Source organism: Paraburkholderia tropica (assembly GCF_014171495.1).
Lineage (GTDB): Bacteria > Pseudomonadota > Gammaproteobacteria > Burkholderiales > Burkholderiaceae > Paraburkholderia > Paraburkholderia tropica.
Genome location: NZ_CP049134.1, coordinates 1,735,426 through 1,750,675, shown reverse-complemented (window position 1 = coordinate 1,750,675; position 15,250 = coordinate 1,735,426). Strand labels below are relative to the sequence as shown.

General features: G+C 65.2%; 13 protein-coding genes. 6 read left to right on the top strand and 7 right to left on the bottom strand.

Translation table 11 applies throughout. The annotated features are described in order from the left end of the window. The first annotated feature begins 323 nt into the window (after positions 1–323). The 6 genes from G5S35_RS07790 to lipA all read left to right on the top strand — a co-directional run bounded on the left by G5S35_RS07790 (position 324) and on the right by lipA (position 6,472). Positions 324–1,382: an ATP-NAD kinase family protein gene (locus tag G5S35_RS07790; RefSeq protein ID WP_183038137.1), complete on the top strand. Its 1,059-nt coding sequence runs from the start codon at positions 324–326 to the stop codon at positions 1,380–1,382. Positions 1,383–1,475: 93 nt separating this feature from the next. Further along, positions 1,476–2,252, top strand: coding sequence for an SDR family NAD(P)-dependent oxidoreductase (locus G5S35_RS07785; RefSeq protein WP_065060054.1), 777 nt, complete (start codon positions 1,476–1,478; stop codon positions 2,250–2,252). Positions 2,253–2,307: 55 nt separating this feature from the next. Further along, positions 2,308–3,285 carry a thiamine pyrophosphate-dependent dehydrogenase E1 component subunit alpha gene (locus tag G5S35_RS07780; protein ID WP_065060053.1) on the top strand — a complete coding sequence of 326 codons (978 nt, stop codon included), beginning with the start codon at positions 2,308–2,310 and terminating at the stop codon, positions 3,283–3,285. Between the two features lie 56 nt (positions 3,286–3,341). Next, positions 3,342–4,346, top strand: coding sequence for an alpha-ketoacid dehydrogenase subunit beta (locus tag G5S35_RS07775; RefSeq protein ID WP_065060052.1), 1,005 nt, complete (start codon positions 3,342–3,344; stop codon positions 4,344–4,346). 4 nt (positions 4,347–4,350) lie between these two features. Further along, a complete protein-coding gene (locus tag G5S35_RS07770) occupies positions 4,351–5,472 on the top strand; it encodes an acetoin dehydrogenase dihydrolipoyllysine-residue acetyltransferase subunit (protein WP_183038136.1) in 1,122 nt (373 codons plus the stop codon). A gap of 1 nt (position 5,473) precedes the next feature. Beyond that, entirely contained in the window at positions 5,474–6,472 is a 999-nt protein-coding gene (lipA, locus tag G5S35_RS07765; protein WP_183038135.1) for a lipoyl synthase, read from the top strand. Between the two features lie 141 nt (positions 6,473–6,613). On the opposite strand, the gene G5S35_RS07760 is transcribed toward lipA, so the two are convergent. The 7 genes from G5S35_RS07760 to rho all read right to left on the bottom strand — a co-directional run bounded on the left by G5S35_RS07760 (position 6,614) and on the right by rho (position 15,022). Further along, entirely contained in the window at positions 6,614–7,978 is a 1,365-nt protein-coding gene (locus G5S35_RS07760; RefSeq protein ID WP_074984221.1) for an MATE family efflux transporter, read from the bottom strand. Between the two features lie 7 nt (positions 7,979–7,985). After that, on the bottom strand, positions 7,986–9,740 hold the full coding sequence (locus tag G5S35_RS07755; RefSeq protein WP_065060048.1) for an ArnT family glycosyltransferase: 1,755 nt from the start codon (positions 9,738–9,740) through the stop codon (positions 7,986–7,988). 325 nt (positions 9,741–10,065) lie between these two features. Then, positions 10,066–10,329, bottom strand: a complete 264-nt coding sequence (locus tag G5S35_RS07750; protein ID WP_065060047.1) for a type B 50S ribosomal protein L31 — start codon at positions 10,327–10,329, stop codon at positions 10,066–10,068. A 156-nt stretch (positions 10,330–10,485) separates the two neighbouring features. Next, the gene (locus G5S35_RS07745) at positions 10,486–11,322 is read right to left on the bottom strand and encodes a M90 family metallopeptidase (RefSeq protein WP_065060046.1); all 837 of its coding nucleotides are present in this window, start codon (positions 11,320–11,322) and stop codon (positions 10,486–10,488) included. A gap of 14 nt (positions 11,323–11,336) precedes the next feature. Continuing rightward, complete coding sequence (locus tag G5S35_RS07740; RefSeq protein WP_074984219.1) at positions 11,337–12,893, bottom strand: MFS transporter; 1,557 nt, start codon at positions 12,891–12,893, stop codon at positions 11,337–11,339. Next, entirely contained in the window at positions 12,890–13,555 is a 666-nt protein-coding gene (locus tag G5S35_RS07735; protein WP_183038133.1) for a MerR family transcriptional regulator, read from the bottom strand. The genes G5S35_RS07740 and G5S35_RS07735 overlap by 4 nt, the downstream gene beginning before the upstream one ends. A gap of 204 nt (positions 13,556–13,759) precedes the next feature. Further along, on the bottom strand, positions 13,760–15,022 hold the full coding sequence (rho, locus tag G5S35_RS07730; RefSeq protein ID WP_027818379.1) for a transcription termination factor Rho: 1,263 nt from the start codon (positions 15,020–15,022) through the stop codon (positions 13,760–13,762). Positions 15,023–15,250: the final 228 nt, after the last annotated feature.

Sequence of the window (15,250 nt, the reverse complement as noted above, 5' to 3'; positions counted from 1 at the left end):
ACGGCGGGTCGGGTGCGTCGTGCGGGGCGCGGCGCGATTGCGTCCGCGCGTTTCGCTGCAGTGCACTTCGCCCCCGAGCTCAACGCAGGCCGTGTTGAGACGCCGTCGCGCCACGCGACGCTGATCGCGGCGCGCTTGCGAATCGGCCGCAAAGCCCTGTCGCAGCGGCATTCCGTCTGCGTGAACGCGCGGCGCGCACGCGTTGGCACAACGCTTGCAGAGTCTGCGGACAAACATGACGCACAAACGCGACGCGCAAACGCAATCGGCAAGCGTCGCCGACACAATCGGTCCGCCCTTGCGCGGATCAGGAGACAAAGCCCGTGACGACGCCCGTGACCGTAGGCGTGATCGCGAACCCGGCTTCGGGACGCGACATCCGCCGCCTCACCACGCATGCTTCCGTATTTCCGACGGCCGAGAAAGCCAACATGGTCGTGCGACTGCTCGCGGGACTGGGCGCATTCGGCGTCGATCGCGTGATCACCTTGCGCGATAAGACCGGCGTCGCCGCGCTGGTGCTGCGCGCGCTCGAAACGCATGCGGCGGTGGCGCGGCACGAGCGCTGGCCGACCGTCGATTTCATCGATCTGCCGATCAGCGACAGCGCCGCCGACACGCACGCGGGCGTCGCTCACATGGTGCGCGAACGGGTCGCGCTGATCGCCGTGCTGGGCGGCGACGGCACGCATCGCGCGGTCGCGGCGCATAGCGGCGACACGCCCTTGCTCGCGCTCTCCACCGGCACCAATAACGCGTTCCCCGAACTGCGCGAGGCCACCGTCGCGGGCCTTGCCGGCGCGCTCGTGGCCACCGGCGCGGTGCCCGCCGAGGCCGCGCTCGCGCGCAACAAGCGGCTGGTCGCGCGCTGCGTCGAAGGACCGGCGCTGGGCCGCGAGGAAATCGCACTGGTCGATGTTTGCGTATCGCGGCAACCGTTCGTTGGCGCGCGGGCGATTTCGGATAGTTCGGATATCGAATCATTATTTCTGGCCTTCGCGCCGCCCGACGGCATCGGGCTCGCGTCGATCGGCGGCGCGTGGGCGCCGGTCGGACGAGACGCGGCGCACGGTCTGCACATGACGTTCGGCGATGCCGACGCCGGCGGCGAAGGCGTGCCGATACTCGCGCCGATCGCGCCGGGCCGCATCGAACGGCTCAACATGCGCACGTGCCAGCGGCTCGAAGTCGGCATGCCGATGCCGCTCGATGCGGGCCACGGCACGCTCGCCTTCGACGGCGAGCGCGAGATCGAACCGTCGCGCGGCGACCGCTACGAAGTGGCGCTCGACTGGGGCGGCCCTTTGACCGTCGATGTCGCGCGCACCTTGCGTTACGCGGCCTCGCATCAGTTGCTGCGCGCGGCGGCCACGCGTGCATGAGGACGCAGGTCCGCGCTTGTGTGCGCAGGTGTACGCATGCCGGCGCGTTTGAAGGTTTTTCTCGCCAACGCCTTAAAAACAGGAGACATCAGCATGGACGAACCCCTTAAAGGTCAGGTCGCGGTCGTCACTGGCGGCGCGCGCGGTATCGGACGCGGCATAGCGCTCACGCTCGCGCGTGCGGGCGCCGATGTCTTGCTCGCCGATCTGCTCGACGAAGCGCTCGCACAGACCGCGAAGGAGGTGCAGGAACTCGGCCGCCGCGTGCTCACCTGCAAGGTCGACGTCACGCAGGCCGCGCAGATCGACGGGATGATCGCGCGGGCGATTTCGGAACTCGGCGGCCTCGACATTCTCGTGAACTGCGCGGGCGTGATTTCGATTCATCCGGTCGCCGAGCTATCGGAGCGCGACTGGGACTTCGTCATGGACGTGAACGCAAAGGGCACGTTTCTCGGCTGCAAGGCTGCGCTGCCGCATTTTCTGATGCAAAAGCGCGGTCGCATCATCAACGTCGCGTCGATCGCGGGCAAGGAAGGCTTTCCGAATCTCGCGCACTACAGCGCCTCGAAGTTCGCGGTGGTCGGCTTCACGAACGCGCTCGCGAAGGAAGTCGCGCGCGAGGGCATCACGGTCAACGCGATCTGTCCGGGCATCGTGCGCACCTACATGTGGGACCGGCTCTCCGACGAATGGAAGAACGAAGGCGAGAGCGTCGAGCAATCGTGGCAGCGCCATCAGCTTGCGCTGATTCCGCAAGGCCGCGCGCAAACGCCGGAGGACATGGGGCGGCTCGCCCTGTTCTTCGCGACGATGGACAACGTCACCGGCCAGTCGGTGAACGTCGATGGAGGCTTCACGTTTCATTGAAGGCAACGCAGAAACGACTCAGGCACGACTCATTGTGTTTCATCAGGAGACAACCATGTCGAATCAGTTGAACAAGGAGCAGTTGCTCACGGCGTATCGCTCGATGCGCACGATCCGTGAATTCGAGGAGCGTCTGCACGTCGAGTTCGCGACCGGCGAGATTCCGGGCTTCGTGCATCTCTATGCGGGCGAGGAGGCGTCGGCGGTCGGCGTCATGAGCCACCTGAACGATGCCGATTACGTGGCCACCACGCATCGCGGTCACGGCCATTGCATCGCCAAGGGCGTGGACGTGCGCGAGATGATGGCCGAGATCTACGGGCGCGAAACCGGTTCGTGTCGCGGCAAGGGCGGCTCGATGCATATCGCCGATCTCTCGAAGGGCATGCTGGGCGCGAACGGCATCGTCGGGGCGGGCGGACCGCTTACATGCGGCGCGGCGCTCGCGGCGAAGCAGAAGAAAACCGGCGGCGTGGGCGTGTGCTTTTTCGGCGATGGCGCGTCGAATCAAGGCGTGATCTTCGAGTCGATGAATCTCGCTTCGGTGTGGCGTCTGCCGGTGATTTTCGTCGCCGAAAACAACGGTTACGCGGAAGCGACGTCATCGACATGGTCGGTGGCCGCGGACAATATCGCCGATCGCGCCAACGGCTTCGGCATGCCTGGTGTGATCGTCGACGGATTCGACTTCTTCGCCGTTTATGAAGCGCTCGGCGAAGCCATCGCGCGGGCGCGCAACGGCGGCGGCCCGACGCTCGTCGAAATGAAACTGTCGCGCTATTTCGGCCATTTCGAAGGCGATGCGCAGACCTATCGCGCGCCCGGCGAAGTGCAGAAGCTGCGCGAGGAAAAGGATTGCCTCAAGCGTTTCGAGGAGCGCGTGGTGCGCGCGGAACTCGCCAGCACCGACGACCTGCGCAAAGTCGATACGGAAGTGAAGGCGCTGATCGACGACGCGGTGGCCAAGGCGAAGGCCGCGCCGCTGCCTGCGCCCGAAGCGCTGCTGACCGATGTGTACGTGTCCTATCCCTGAGCGCCTGCTGCGCCGGGAACGATGATTAGTCAGGATTCCAGATCAAGGAGACAAAAATGGCACGGAAAATCACTTATTCGCAGGCGATCAACGAAGCGCTTGCACAAGAAATGACACGCGACGAAAGCGTGATCGTGATGGGCGAGGACAACGCGGGCGGCGCGGGTGCGCCCGGCGAGCAGGACGCATGGGGCGGCGTGCTCGGCGTGACGAAAGGGCTGTACGGCAAGTTTCCGGGCCGCGTGCTCGATACGCCGCTGTCGGAAGGCGGGTTTATCGGCACGGCGGTGGGCGCGGCCGCGTGCGGCTTGCGGCCGGTGGCGGAGCTGATGTTCATCGACTTCATGGGCGTGTGCTTCGACCAGATTTTCAATCAGGCGGCCAAGTTCCGCTATATGTTCGGCGGCAAGGCGGTCACGCCCGTCGTGATTCGCACGATGTGCGGCGCGGGTCTGCGCGCGGCGGCGCAGCACTCGCAGATGCTCACGTCGCTGTTCACGCATATTCCGGGGCTCAAGGTCGTGTGCCCGGCCACGCCGTATGACGCGAAGGGGCTCATGATCGCCGCGATCCGCGACAACGATCCGGTGATTTTCTGCGAGCACAAGCTGCTCTACACGATGGAAGGCGACGTGCCCGAGGAGTCGTATTCGATTCCGTTCGGCGAGGCCAATATCGTGCGCGATGGCGACGACGTGACGATCGTCACTTACGGGCGCATGGTGCATTACGCGCTCGACGCGGCGCAGAAGCTCGCGAAAGACGGCATCGAAGCCGACGTGATCGATCTGCGCACGACCTCGCCGCTCGACGAGGACACGATCCTCGAAAGCGTGAGCCGCACGGGTCGCGTGGTGGTGGTGGACGAAGCGAATCCGCGCTGCTCGATGGCCACGGACATCGCCGCGCTGGTCGCGCAGAAAGCGTTTCACGACCTGAAAGCGCCGGTCGGCATGGTCACCGCGCCGCATACGCCGGTGCCGTTCGCGGCCTCGCTCGAAGACATTTACATCCCCTCGGCGGATCAGATCGCCGCCGCCGCGCGTGCCGCAAGGAGCTGAAGTCATGCCGATTCACATGATCACGATGCCCAAATGGGGCTTGTCGATGGAGCAGGGCCAGGTGAACGGCTGGCTCAAATCGCCCGGCGACGAAGTCTCGAAGGGCGACGAACTGCTCGACGTCGAATCCGACAAGATCGCCTCGGGCGTCGAGTGCGCGTTCGACGGCATCTTGCGACGACAGATTGCGCAGGAGGGCGATACGCTGCCGGTGGGCGCGTTGCTCGGCGTCGTTGCCGATCAGGAAACATCGGACGCCGAAATCGATGCGGCCGTCGCTGAATTCCAGCGCGACTTCGTGCCTGCCAAAGCGGGCGACGCCGACGCGGGCCCCCAGCCGGAGAAGGCGCAGATCGGTGGCCGCACGGTGCGCTGGCTGAAGCTGGGCGAGGGCGACGGCACACCCGTGGTGCTGATCCACGGTTTCGGCGGCGATCTCAACAACTGGCTGTTCAATCACGCCGATCTCGCGACGGGACGCACCGTGTGGGCGCTCGATCTGCCGGGGCATGGCGAGTCGGGCAAGGCGGTCGAAAGCGGCGCGCTCGACGAACTCGCGCAGAGCGTGATCGATTTTCTCGACACGCAGAAGATCGAGCGCGCGCATCTGGTCGGGCATTCGCTGGGCGGCGCGGTGGCGATGGCCGTGGCCGAGCGCGCGCCCACGCGCGTCGCGTCGCTCTCGCTGATCGCGAGCGCGGGTCTCGGCGACGAAATCGATGGTGCGTATATCGAGGGCTTCGCGAGCGCAACGAACCGCAACGTGCTCAAGCCGCACGTGACGAAGCTGTTCGCCGATCCGGCGCTCGTCACGCGTCAGCTCGTCGAAGACCTCGTGAAGTACAAGCGGCTCGAAGGCGTGCAGGACGCGCTCGCGAAGATCGCGTCGCAGAGTTTCGCGGGCGGCGCGCAGCGGCGTGTGTTCCGCGACCGGCTCTCGACGCTTGCGCCCAAAGTGCTGGTGATCTGGGGCGACGCCGATCAGATCATTCCGGCGCGCCACGCGCAGGGACTCGCGCCCACGGTGCAGGTCGAGGTGATCGCGGGCAAGGGGCATATGGTGCAGATGGAAGCCGCCGCCGAGATCAATCGCCTGCTCAAGGCTTTTTTCGACGCGGGAGGCTGAGATGGAGCCCGTCGCGTCCGACACGCCGCGCGCCGGCGACACCGCGCTCGGCCAGCACGGCTTGCGCAGCCGCGAGAAGCTCGCGCGCATTCCCGTCAAGATCGTGCCGGCGGGCGAGGGCGCGGCGTTGCCCAAGCCGCCCTGGCTGCGCGCGCGCCCGATGATGAGCACGACGGTCGCCGACGTGGCGGCCGTGCTGCGCGAGCATCGGCTGCATTCGGTGTGCGAGGAGGCGATGTGCCCGAACATCGGCGAGTGCTTCGCGCAGCGCACGGCCACGTTCATGATCATGGGCGGGCTGTGCACGCGGCGCTGTCCGTTCTGCGACGTCGCGCACGGGCGGCCGGCGCCGCTCGATGAGGATGAACCCGCGCATCTCGCGTCGGCGGTCGCGGCGCTCGGCTTACGGCATGTGGTGATCACGTCGGTCGATCGCGACGATCTGCGCGACGGCGGCGCGGCGCATTTCGCGCGCTGCGTCGCGCGGGTGCGCGAGCGCGTGCCGGGCATTGGCGTCGAGGTGCTGACGCCGGATTTTCGCGGACGCATCGAGCGCGCGCTCGATGCGCTTTCGGCGGCGTGGCCCGATGTGTTCAATCACAACATCGAGACGGTGCCGTCGCTGTATCGCGCGGCGCGTCCGGGCGCGGATTATCGCGGCTCGCTGCAACTGCTGGCGCGCGCGAAGGCCGCGAGTGGCGCGGGTGGGGCGCTCGTCACGAAGTCGGGGCTGATGGTCGGGCTCGGCGAAACCGATGCGCAATTGCTCGAAACCATGCGCGATCTGCGCGAGCACGACGTGGAGGTGCTGACGATCGGGCAGTATCTGGCGCCGTCGCGGTTTCATTTGCCGGTGCGGCGTTACGTGCATCCGGACGAATTCGCGGCGCTGCGCGAGGCGGGCCTGGCGATGGGCTTTCGCGAGGTGGTGGCGGGGCCACTGGTGCGGTCGTCGTATCACGCCGCGCAGACGGTGGAGGCGGCGCGCGGGGTGGCGTGATGTCGACGAGTTACGCAACTAACTGCCAAGTGTGCGCGATTCTGCAACTCGGGGCGGTGGCGGTTCGACCACGTCGAGTGCTAAATGAAAACGCCGGTCTTTAACGCGATGACGTCGGCCTCGCCGCCATCATCGCTTCGACTACGCCGCCTTTAAATACCGCGTGCTCACACGCTGCAAATACACCGCGAGCCCTGCGCCCGCGATCACCAGACTGGCCGCATTGGCGAGCCAGAAACCGCGCGCGCCGGTCGCCCAGACGGGCAGGTTGCCGAACACATCGAAGCCGAGCGCGTAGCCACCGCCCAGTCCCACGCCCCAGAGCGCGATCGCGTAGATCACGGTCGGCACCACGGCGACCTTGTAGGCGCGCAGCGCGAAAGCGGTGGTGATCTGCAGCGCGTCGAACACGTGATACACGGTGACGATCGCAACCAGCGGCATCGCCGCGATCGCCACGGCCGGATCGGGCGTATACGCGCCGATGATCAGCGGCCGCAGCACGAACACGATTGCACCGAACACGCAGGCAATCGCAACCGCCGTCATCACGCCATGACGCGCGAGCGTGCGCGCCTCCGCGTGGCGTTCGGCGCCCAGCGCCTGCGCAACCAGCGTCGAAGTCGCCACGCCGATCGAGAGCGGCGTCATGTACAGCACCGCGCCCATGTTCCCGGCGATCTGATGTCCGGCGAGCGTCGTCGTGCCCAGGCGCGCGATGAAAATCGCCATGAAGGTGTAGGACGTCACCTCGATCAGATACGAGAGTCCCATCGGAATGCCGAGCTTGAGCAGTTCCGCTTGCCGTTTCCATTCGGGCCAGCAGAAGTGCTTGAAAATCTCGAACGGCTCGAAGACATCCACGCGCGTGATCGCGATCGCCGCGCACAACGCGAGCGCCCAGTTGATCGACGTGCTCGCCAGCGCGCAGCCCGGACCGCCGAGCGCGGGCACGCCGAGTCCGCCGAAAATCAGCCAGGTATTGAGCGGAATCTTGACGATCAGCGCGCCCACTTGCAGGAACATCACGAGACGCGGCCGTCCCACGGCGTTGGCGAGCGAGCTGTAGATGCGAAACGCGAGCGCGGCGGGCAGGCCGAACGACAGCAGCCGCAGATAACCGATGGTGCGTTCGCGCAGCGCTTCGGGCGCGCGCGCGAGGTCGAGCAGCGGGCCCGGAAAATAGAGGATCGTGAAGCCGATCACCATCAGCACGAGTGCGAGCCAGAAGGCCTGGCGCACTTCCAGACCGATCTCGGTGTCCTTGCGCGCGCCGTAGAGCTGCGCGGTCACGGGCTGAAGCGCTGTGAGAATGCCCGTGAGACCGATGTACACCGAGACGTAGATCGACGATCCGAGGCCGAGCGCGGCGAGATCGAGCGCCGAGTAGCGGCCGACCATCGCCGTGTCGATCACGCCGAACGCGATGATCGCGAGCTGGCCGATCAGCACCGGCCAGGCGAGCCCGGCGATGCGCCGTATGTCGGCGAGGAACGTCGTCGTCACCGCGGCCTCAGTCGGGGCGCTTGCGCCAGACATGTTTTTTGACGGGCGGCTGCGGGCGGTCGATGCGCACGTAGAGACGGAAGCGCTCGTCGCGGTCGGCGACGCGGCGGCCTTCCCAGACCAGCTTCCAGACGAAGTTCGACATCGAGCTCGGCTCGCCGTAGTCCTGGGTGTCTTGTCGCAGGATCACGTCGCAATCCTCGTCGAACGAGAAGTGCATTTTGCCGAAGTAGGCGAAGGTGGCGATCTGCGCGTCGCCGAGGCGCACGGGCGAGATGCACTGGTAGTCGGCGGGCAGGTGCGCGGCGATCTGCTGCGCGACATCCTTATAGGTCCGGCTGTAGTTCACGACCGGCAGCCAGAGCGTCATCAGCAGCACCCACATCAGCGTGGTGCCGCCGCTCGACAGCACGACGCTGCGCCACAACACTTTCGGATGACGCGCCACGCGCCATTGCACGAGTGCGATCCAGCACAGCGTCACGGCCACGGCGCAGACGAACGAGAGAATCTTGAATTGCGGCGCGAAACCCGGTGCGAGGCGTGCGAGATTGCGTGCGAGGGGCGCCGGGAAACCCGTCATGCCCGCCAGCCACACGAGCCACACGAAGGTGCTGAGGATCGTGAAACTCAGCACCGCGAACCAGTCGATTGCATTGATCGCGCCGCGCTTGAGCGTGGGCAGCGCGAAAGCCGCGAGCACGCAGACCGCGGGCAGCACCAGCATGAACAGGCGGTTGGTTTCGTGGCTCTGCACGACCACGAGGATCAGCAGCGGCACGATCACCGAAAGCGGAATCGCGATGTGCGGCGCGCGGCGCAGGCCGGCCCAGCTGACCCACGCCCAGATCGCGAGCGGCCAGGCCGGCCAGGTGAACAGCGGCAGGTTCTTGGCCGCGTAGCGCAGCACCGTGCCCGGCGGCCCGGCGAACGCGTTGACGTTGGTGCGCGCCCACTGGTTGAGGAACCAGACGCCGTCGTCGGGATAGATGTGCAGCGTGAGCAGCGGCCACGACAGCCCCACCACGAGCGCGACCGGCAAGCCGGCCACGAGCAGCCAGCGCGAACGCGTTTCGGGTGCGACGGCGAGCATCGCAAGCGTGCCGATCAGCAGGGCGCCAACCAGCACGGGGCCGGCCGCGAGCATCACGATGCCGAGCGCGAGGCCCCACCAGAGCGCGCCCTGGATGGGTTTGTCGATGGCGCGCACGAGGCCGTAGACGAGCATCGCGATGCCGACGAACTGCATCAGTTGCGGCGTGGTTTCGTGGCCGCGCTCGGCGAGACCGAAGCAGGCGAGCAGAATCAGCACGGCGCCGTCGGCGAGCGTGCGGCCGTAGTCGCGCGGCTCGGGCTCGCCGCCGAACGCGTATTTGAACGGCTGCACTTCGGCGCGGCGGCCGAGCAGATAGGCGCTGTACCAGACGAACGCGCAGGCGAGGCAGAACAGCACGCCGGTGGCGATGCGCGAGGCGTTGCTCGCGTCCACCCACGGCGCGAACACGCGGATGCACAGCGCGCCGAGCCAGTAGCCGAGCGGACCGTTCTCGGTCACGTACTTGCCGACGAGGTTGGGCAGCAGCCAGTCGTGCGAGGTGCCGCCGGCCATGGTCCACATCACGCCGAAGCCGGCCGCATCCTCGTTCTTCCACGGATCGCGGCCGAACAGGCCGAACGACGCGAAGATGATACAGATGGTCAGCAGCAGCCAGCGCGGCAGGGCGCTGGTGGCGGAGGCGGTCAGGCGAATGGCTGGCTTCATGCAGTGCGAGGGAATTCGAGTAAGCGCAACGGTCGCGGGCGGCCGTTGCGGAGCATCCGGCATTCTAGCCGGGCAGGCTCGCGCGCGTCACGGCAAGCGACGCTTGTCAGCTGTTGCCAACGCTTGCCGGCGCAATGAAGCGGTCGATGGTCGAAACCGGACCGTCACGGCGGGGCGGCGGCAGTGTGTCAGCGTAAGCTGCAACAAGCGTCGGAAAGCGTCGGAAAAATCCGGTAAGACGGCGCGGGCAACAAAAAAGGGCAGCCTGGGCTGCCCTTTTTGTACACGTCTGTGCGGGTCCGGCACGATGACCGGAGAGCGAAGCTTACTTCGCTGCCTTGCCCGTAGCGCGTGCGCCGAACTTCTTGTTGAACTTCTCGACGCGGCCGGCCGTGTCCATGATCTTCTGCGTACCCGTGTAGAACGGATGCGATTCCGACGAGACTTCGATCTTCGCGAGCGGGTAGGTCTTGCCGTTGAATTCGGCGGTTTCGCGCGTCTGGATGGTCGAGCGCGTCACGAAACGGAAATCGTTCGACACGTCGATGAACAGAACTTCGCGGTAATCCGGGTGAATGCCTTCTTTCATGATCTTTCCTAAAATCTGGCGGTAGCCAACCCACGTTGCCCGCAACACCCATGTCGCGGCGCTCTTCGCGCGAGCCACTTGCCCAAGGTCGAAAAAACGCGATTATGCCAGAAAATCAGCTGGTTGGCGAATTTTTGCGGGCCCGCGACAGCTTTTTCAGGCCGGTTGGCCGTCGAGCGCGCCCACCCGTGCCGGATCCTGACGGTAATAGCGCGCGAGCAGCCGGTAAAGCTCCGGATATTCGGCCTCGAAGGCCTTCGGCGTGACGAACAGCGCCTCGCTGCACACGGCGAAGAACTCCGACGGGTGATCGGCCGCATAGGGATCGATCAGCGAGTCACGTTCGAAGCGCTTCCAGCGGCGTTCCGGCACCGCATCGACCTTGTCGCAGAACTGGTCGTAGGCGTTGTCGAACACATCGGCCCACGCCTGCGCGTCGAGCGGGGCGTGCCAGCGTCGATAAAGGGGCGGATGACCGTCGGTTTCGCCGTTGAGCATGTCGATCTTGTGCGCGAACTCGTGGATGACGACGTTGTAGGCGTCGCTGCCGTCGGTCATCTGCGCGTCTTCCCACGAGAGGATCACCGGGCCGCCTTCCCACGCCTCGCCGCTCGCGTCGTGCTCGACTTCATGCACCACGCCGTCCTCGTCCTCCACGGTCTTGCGGATCACGAACTCGCCCGGATAGACGATCACGCCCACCCAGCCCTTGTACAGATCGAGCGAGAGATTCAGCACGGGCAGCGAGGCCTGGGCGGCGATCGCCACGGTCATGGCGTCGGTAAGTTCGAGATCGTGCGCGGTCGAGAATTCCTTTTGTGCGAGGAACAGGCTTGTGAGTTCGCGCAGGCGTATGAGATCGGCGGCGTCGAGGTGGCCGAGAAAGGGCAGTCCCTCGAGCGTCGCCTGCCAGAGCACGTCGTCGATCGCATAGGTGCGCAGCGCCTTTTCGCGGCGGCGCGCGCCGAACCAGCTGGAGAGTTTCGAAAGCATCGCGTCAGTTGTGTTCAGTCGATCTGCTTTTGCCACGCGGCGAATACCGCGCCGACGATCGCCGCGCCCATCAGATAGTAGAAGCCGTCGAGCGAACTCAGGAAGCTCGCCTGCTGCGCCACCATCCGGCTGACCTGCGCGAGCGCGAGGCCGTGCGCTTCGCCCGGCGAGCGGCCGAGCGCCTCGAAGGTGTGCGTCAGCTTCGCGAACGTGTCCTGAAAGATCGGGTTGAGCGGATTCACGAATTCCACGAGCCGCGTCTGGTGCAGCGCCAGCCGATGCTGCTCGACGATGATGACCGTGGCGGTCGCGAACGATATCGTCAACTGACGGACGATGTTTTTCAAGCGGTAACCGTGTGTGAACTCGTCGATATCGAAGATGCGAAAGGTGAGATTGGCCACCGGCAGCACGATGAACAGCAGCAACAGGCCGCGCAGCAGCAGCGGCGGAATCAGCCACGTCTCGCTGACGTCGGGCGTCATCTTCGTCATCCAGAACGCCACGAAAAACGCCAGCAGGAAGCCCGGCACGATGATCCACTTCTTGTGCGTGACGAACTTCGCATAGCGGAAGTAAAGAAACAGCGCGGTGGCGGAAATCAGCGAGGTGATGCCGGTGAGGCGGCCGGCGTTTTCGACCGGATAGTCGAGACCGCTTTCGAGAAAGCGCGAGACCAGATAGCTGAGCACCGTGGTCATGTAGTAGTAGAACATGTACAGCAGCAGCCCGACCTGGAACGGCCGCTCGCGCAGCGCGTGCAGCCGCACGAGCGGCTTCGGATGATGCCATTGATGCCACACGAACCACGCGAGCGAGCCGATGCCCGCGAGCGTCAGCAGCGGAATTTGCGGCGACGTGGTGAAGAGTTCGAAGCGCACCTGCTGCATGGCGATCTGCAGCGCGCCTTGCGCGAAGGCGAAGATAATGTACGGCCAGAAGTGCGACGCGCCGCGCTCCTCGGGCAGCACGTGGCCGGAATCGGGCAGCGCGAGCAGCGCCAGCACGGCGTAGAGCACGCCCGCCGGCGCGGAAAAGGCGAACAGCGCGCGCCAGTCGAAATACGACACCAGATAGCCGCCGACGAGCGGCGCGAGCGCGCTCGACAGCACGATCAGGATCAGGAACGCGCGCGTGGCGACGGGGCGTTGCTGCGGCGTGAAGCTGATCTGAATGAGGATGCGGCAGGTGCCCATCATCGGGCCGATGAAATAGCCCTGGAAGCCGCGCGCGAAAGCCAGTTCGATCGACGATTCGCACAGCGCCGCCGCCACCGACCCCGCGGCATAGAGCAGCAGGCAGCCGCCCACGTAGCGCCGGTAGCCCACGCGTTCGACCCACCATTGCTGCTGCAGGATGCCGAGCACCGCGCACACGGCATAACTGCTCGACGACCAGACGAGCTCGTCGGGCGAGGCGTTGATGCCGCCCGCGATGTAGCTCGTGAAAAACGAAAAGATCGCGTTGTCGTAGTAGTCGAGTCCGGTCGCGATGGCGAGGACCCAGGGGAGGAAGTCGCCGCGCAGGCGGGCGGCGCTGAAGAGCGGTTCGCGGGTGGAGGTGGCGCTCATGCGCGTTCGCCTCCGTCTTCGTCGTCGGACTGCTTTTGCGTGCGCTTTGCGCCGCGCTTTTCTGCGCCCTTGCTCGCGCGCGCATGGCCTGGCTTGTTCGCGGATTTGAGTGCGGTGGACGAGGGCGCCTGGGCGAGCGGTGGTGCGCCGCGTTCGGCATCTTGGCGTCGGCGCGAGGCGGCCAGACGTTCGCCGATCAGCGCTTCGGACGGTTCGCCCGCGAGGCGACGCTTCAGGTAGTCGAGATCGTCGGCGAGTTCGGCACGCACGCTTTGCGCTTCCTTCAACTCGCGCCGCACGGCGCCGATGCGCGCATCGAGCGTGTCGATCTGCTGCGCGAGCGCGTCGGCGATCTGTTGCAGCGATTCGTGCGAGTAGCGCCGCCGGCCGTCGCCGACCGATTCCAGCGGACGCTTGAGCATTTCGGTGATGCCGTGCAGCGAAAAGCCGAGCGCACGCAAGCGCAGAATGCGCGCGAATTGCTCAAGATCGTGTTCGTCGTAGAGGCGGTAGCGGCCTTCGCTACGCGTCGGGGTCACGAGTCCGCGTTCCTCGTAGTATTTGAGCGTGCGTGGCGTGACGTTCAGCCGCAAGGCGGCGTCGCGCACGGTGAGGAGCGGGTTGGCGTCCGGAGCGGGGTCCGGTCTGGCGGGTCTGGACATCGGTGGCCGGCCGGGCAGGCGGCAGTGAATACAGCCCCGAATTATAGTCCAACGTGAACGTTCACGTACAGGTTGGGGCTCCGCGTATCCGCAACGGTTTATTGTGTGAAATCAGCGCACTAACGCGTCCTAACGCATCCGGAAATGAAAAACGCCCGCTGGGAGCGGGCGTTTCAGATGCTGCATCGAGCGGGGCGCGAGGCCTTAGCCGCCGCGGCGCATCATGTCGAAGAACTCGGAGTTGTTCTTCGTCTGGCGAATCTTGTCGAGCAGGAATTCCATTGCTTCGACTTCGTCCATGTCGTGGATGAACTTGCGCAGCACCCAGATCTTCTGGAGGATGTCCGGCTTGATCAGCAACTCTTCGCGACGCGTGCCCGACTTGTTCAGGTTGATCGACGGATAGACGCGCTTTTCCGCGAGACGGCGCTCGAGGTGCACTTCCATGTTGCCCGTGCCCTTGAACTCTTCGTAGATCACGTCGTCCATGCGGCTGCCGGTTTCGATCAGCGCGGTGCCGATGATCGTGAGCGAACCGCCTTCTTCGATGTTACGCGCCGCGCCGAAGAAACGCTTCGGACGTTGCAGCGCGTTAGCGTCCACACCACCCGTCAGCACCTTGCCCGAAGCCGGCACGACCGTGTTGTAGGCGCGCGCGAGACGCGTGATGGAGTCGAGCAGAATCACGACGTCGTGCTTCATTTCAACGAGGCGCTTGGCCTTTTCGATCACCATTTCGGCGACCTGCACGTGACGCGCGGCCGGTTCGTCGAACGTCGAGGCGATCACTTCGCCCGCGACCGAACGCTGCATTTCCGTCACTTCTTCCGGACGCTCGTCGATCAGCAGCACGAACAGGACCACGTCGGGGTGGTTCTGCTTGATGGCGTGCGCGATGTGCTGAAGCATCACGGTCTTGCCGGACTTGGGCGATGCGACCAGCAGGCCGCGTTGACCCTTGCCGATGGGCGCGATCATGTCGATGATGCGGCCCGTCACGTTCTCCTCACCGCGCATTTCGCGCTCGAGCAGCAGCACCTTGTTCGGGTGCAGCGGCGTGAGGTTCTCGAACATGATCTTGTGCTTCGAGGCTTCCGGCGGCTGGCCGTTGACCTTGTCCACCTTCACGAGCGCGAAATAGCGTTCGCCGTCCTTCGGCGTACGCACTTCACCTTCGATCGTGTCGCCGGTGTGCAGATTGAAGCGGCGGATCTGCGACGGGCTGATATAGATATCGTCCGTGCTGGCGAGATACGAGGTTTCCGGCGAGCGCAGGAAGCCGAATCCGTCCGGCAGCACTTCAAGCGTGCCGTCACCGAAGATCGTTTCGCCCGTCTTGGCGCGCTTTTTGAGAATCGCGAACATCAGTTCCTGCTTGCGCAGGCGGTTCGCATTTTCGATCTCGAGGCCATTGGCCATCTCGATCAATTCGGACACGTGCAGAGACTTGAGCTCGGAAAGATGCATACGGAGAACCCGTCGGGGAGGATGCGACGAAAAGAAGTCAGGGGGAAAAGAACGAGCGGAACCGCTCAAGGACTTATATAAGGGCGCCGGATACGACGCTTTATGAATTCTAGCATAGCACACGCCAGAAACCGCCAGTGAAGCCCTGCGGCATGTTTCAGCATGTTTTTAACGGGCATGTTGTCGGCTGACAACATGCCCGTGACCGACCTGATGCGCCTTTCAGCA

What these genes read in the sequence shown, in the direction of transcription:
- G5S35_RS07785 (WP_065060054.1), top strand. Translation starts at nt 1,476, where the DNA reads ATGGACGAACCCCTTAAAGGTCAGGTCGCGGTCGTCACTGGCGGCGCG.
- G5S35_RS07780 (WP_065060053.1), top strand. Translation starts at nt 2,308, where the DNA reads ATGTCGAATCAGTTGAACAAGGAGCAGTTGCTCACGGCGTATCGCTCG.
- G5S35_RS07775 (WP_065060052.1), top strand. Translation starts at nt 3,342, where the DNA reads ATGGCACGGAAAATCACTTATTCGCAGGCGATCAACGAAGCGCTTGCA.
- G5S35_RS07770 (WP_183038136.1), top strand. Translation starts at nt 4,351, where the DNA reads ATGCCGATTCACATGATCACGATGCCCAAATGGGGCTTGTCGATGGAG.
- lipA (WP_183038135.1), top strand. Translation starts at nt 5,474, where the DNA reads ATGGAGCCCGTCGCGTCCGACACGCCGCGCGCCGGCGACACCGCGCTC.
- G5S35_RS07755 (WP_065060048.1), bottom strand. Translation starts at nt 9,740, where the DNA reads ATGAAGCCAGCCATTCGCCTGACCGCCTCCGCCACCAGCGCCCTGCCG.
- G5S35_RS07750 (WP_065060047.1), bottom strand. Translation starts at nt 10,329, where the DNA reads ATGAAAGAAGGCATTCACCCGGATTACCGCGAAGTTCTGTTCATCGAC.
- G5S35_RS07745 (WP_065060046.1), bottom strand. Translation starts at nt 11,322, where the DNA reads ATGCTTTCGAAACTCTCCAGCTGGTTCGGCGCGCGCCGCCGCGAAAAG.
- G5S35_RS07740 (WP_074984219.1), bottom strand. Translation starts at nt 12,893, where the DNA reads ATGAGCGCCACCTCCACCCGCGAACCGCTCTTCAGCGCCGCCCGCCTG.
- G5S35_RS07735 (WP_183038133.1), bottom strand. Translation starts at nt 13,555, where the DNA reads ATGTCCAGACCCGCCAGACCGGACCCCGCTCCGGACGCCAACCCGCTC.
- rho (WP_027818379.1), bottom strand. Translation starts at nt 15,022, where the DNA reads ATGCATCTTTCCGAGCTCAAGTCTCTGCACGTGTCCGAATTGATCGAG.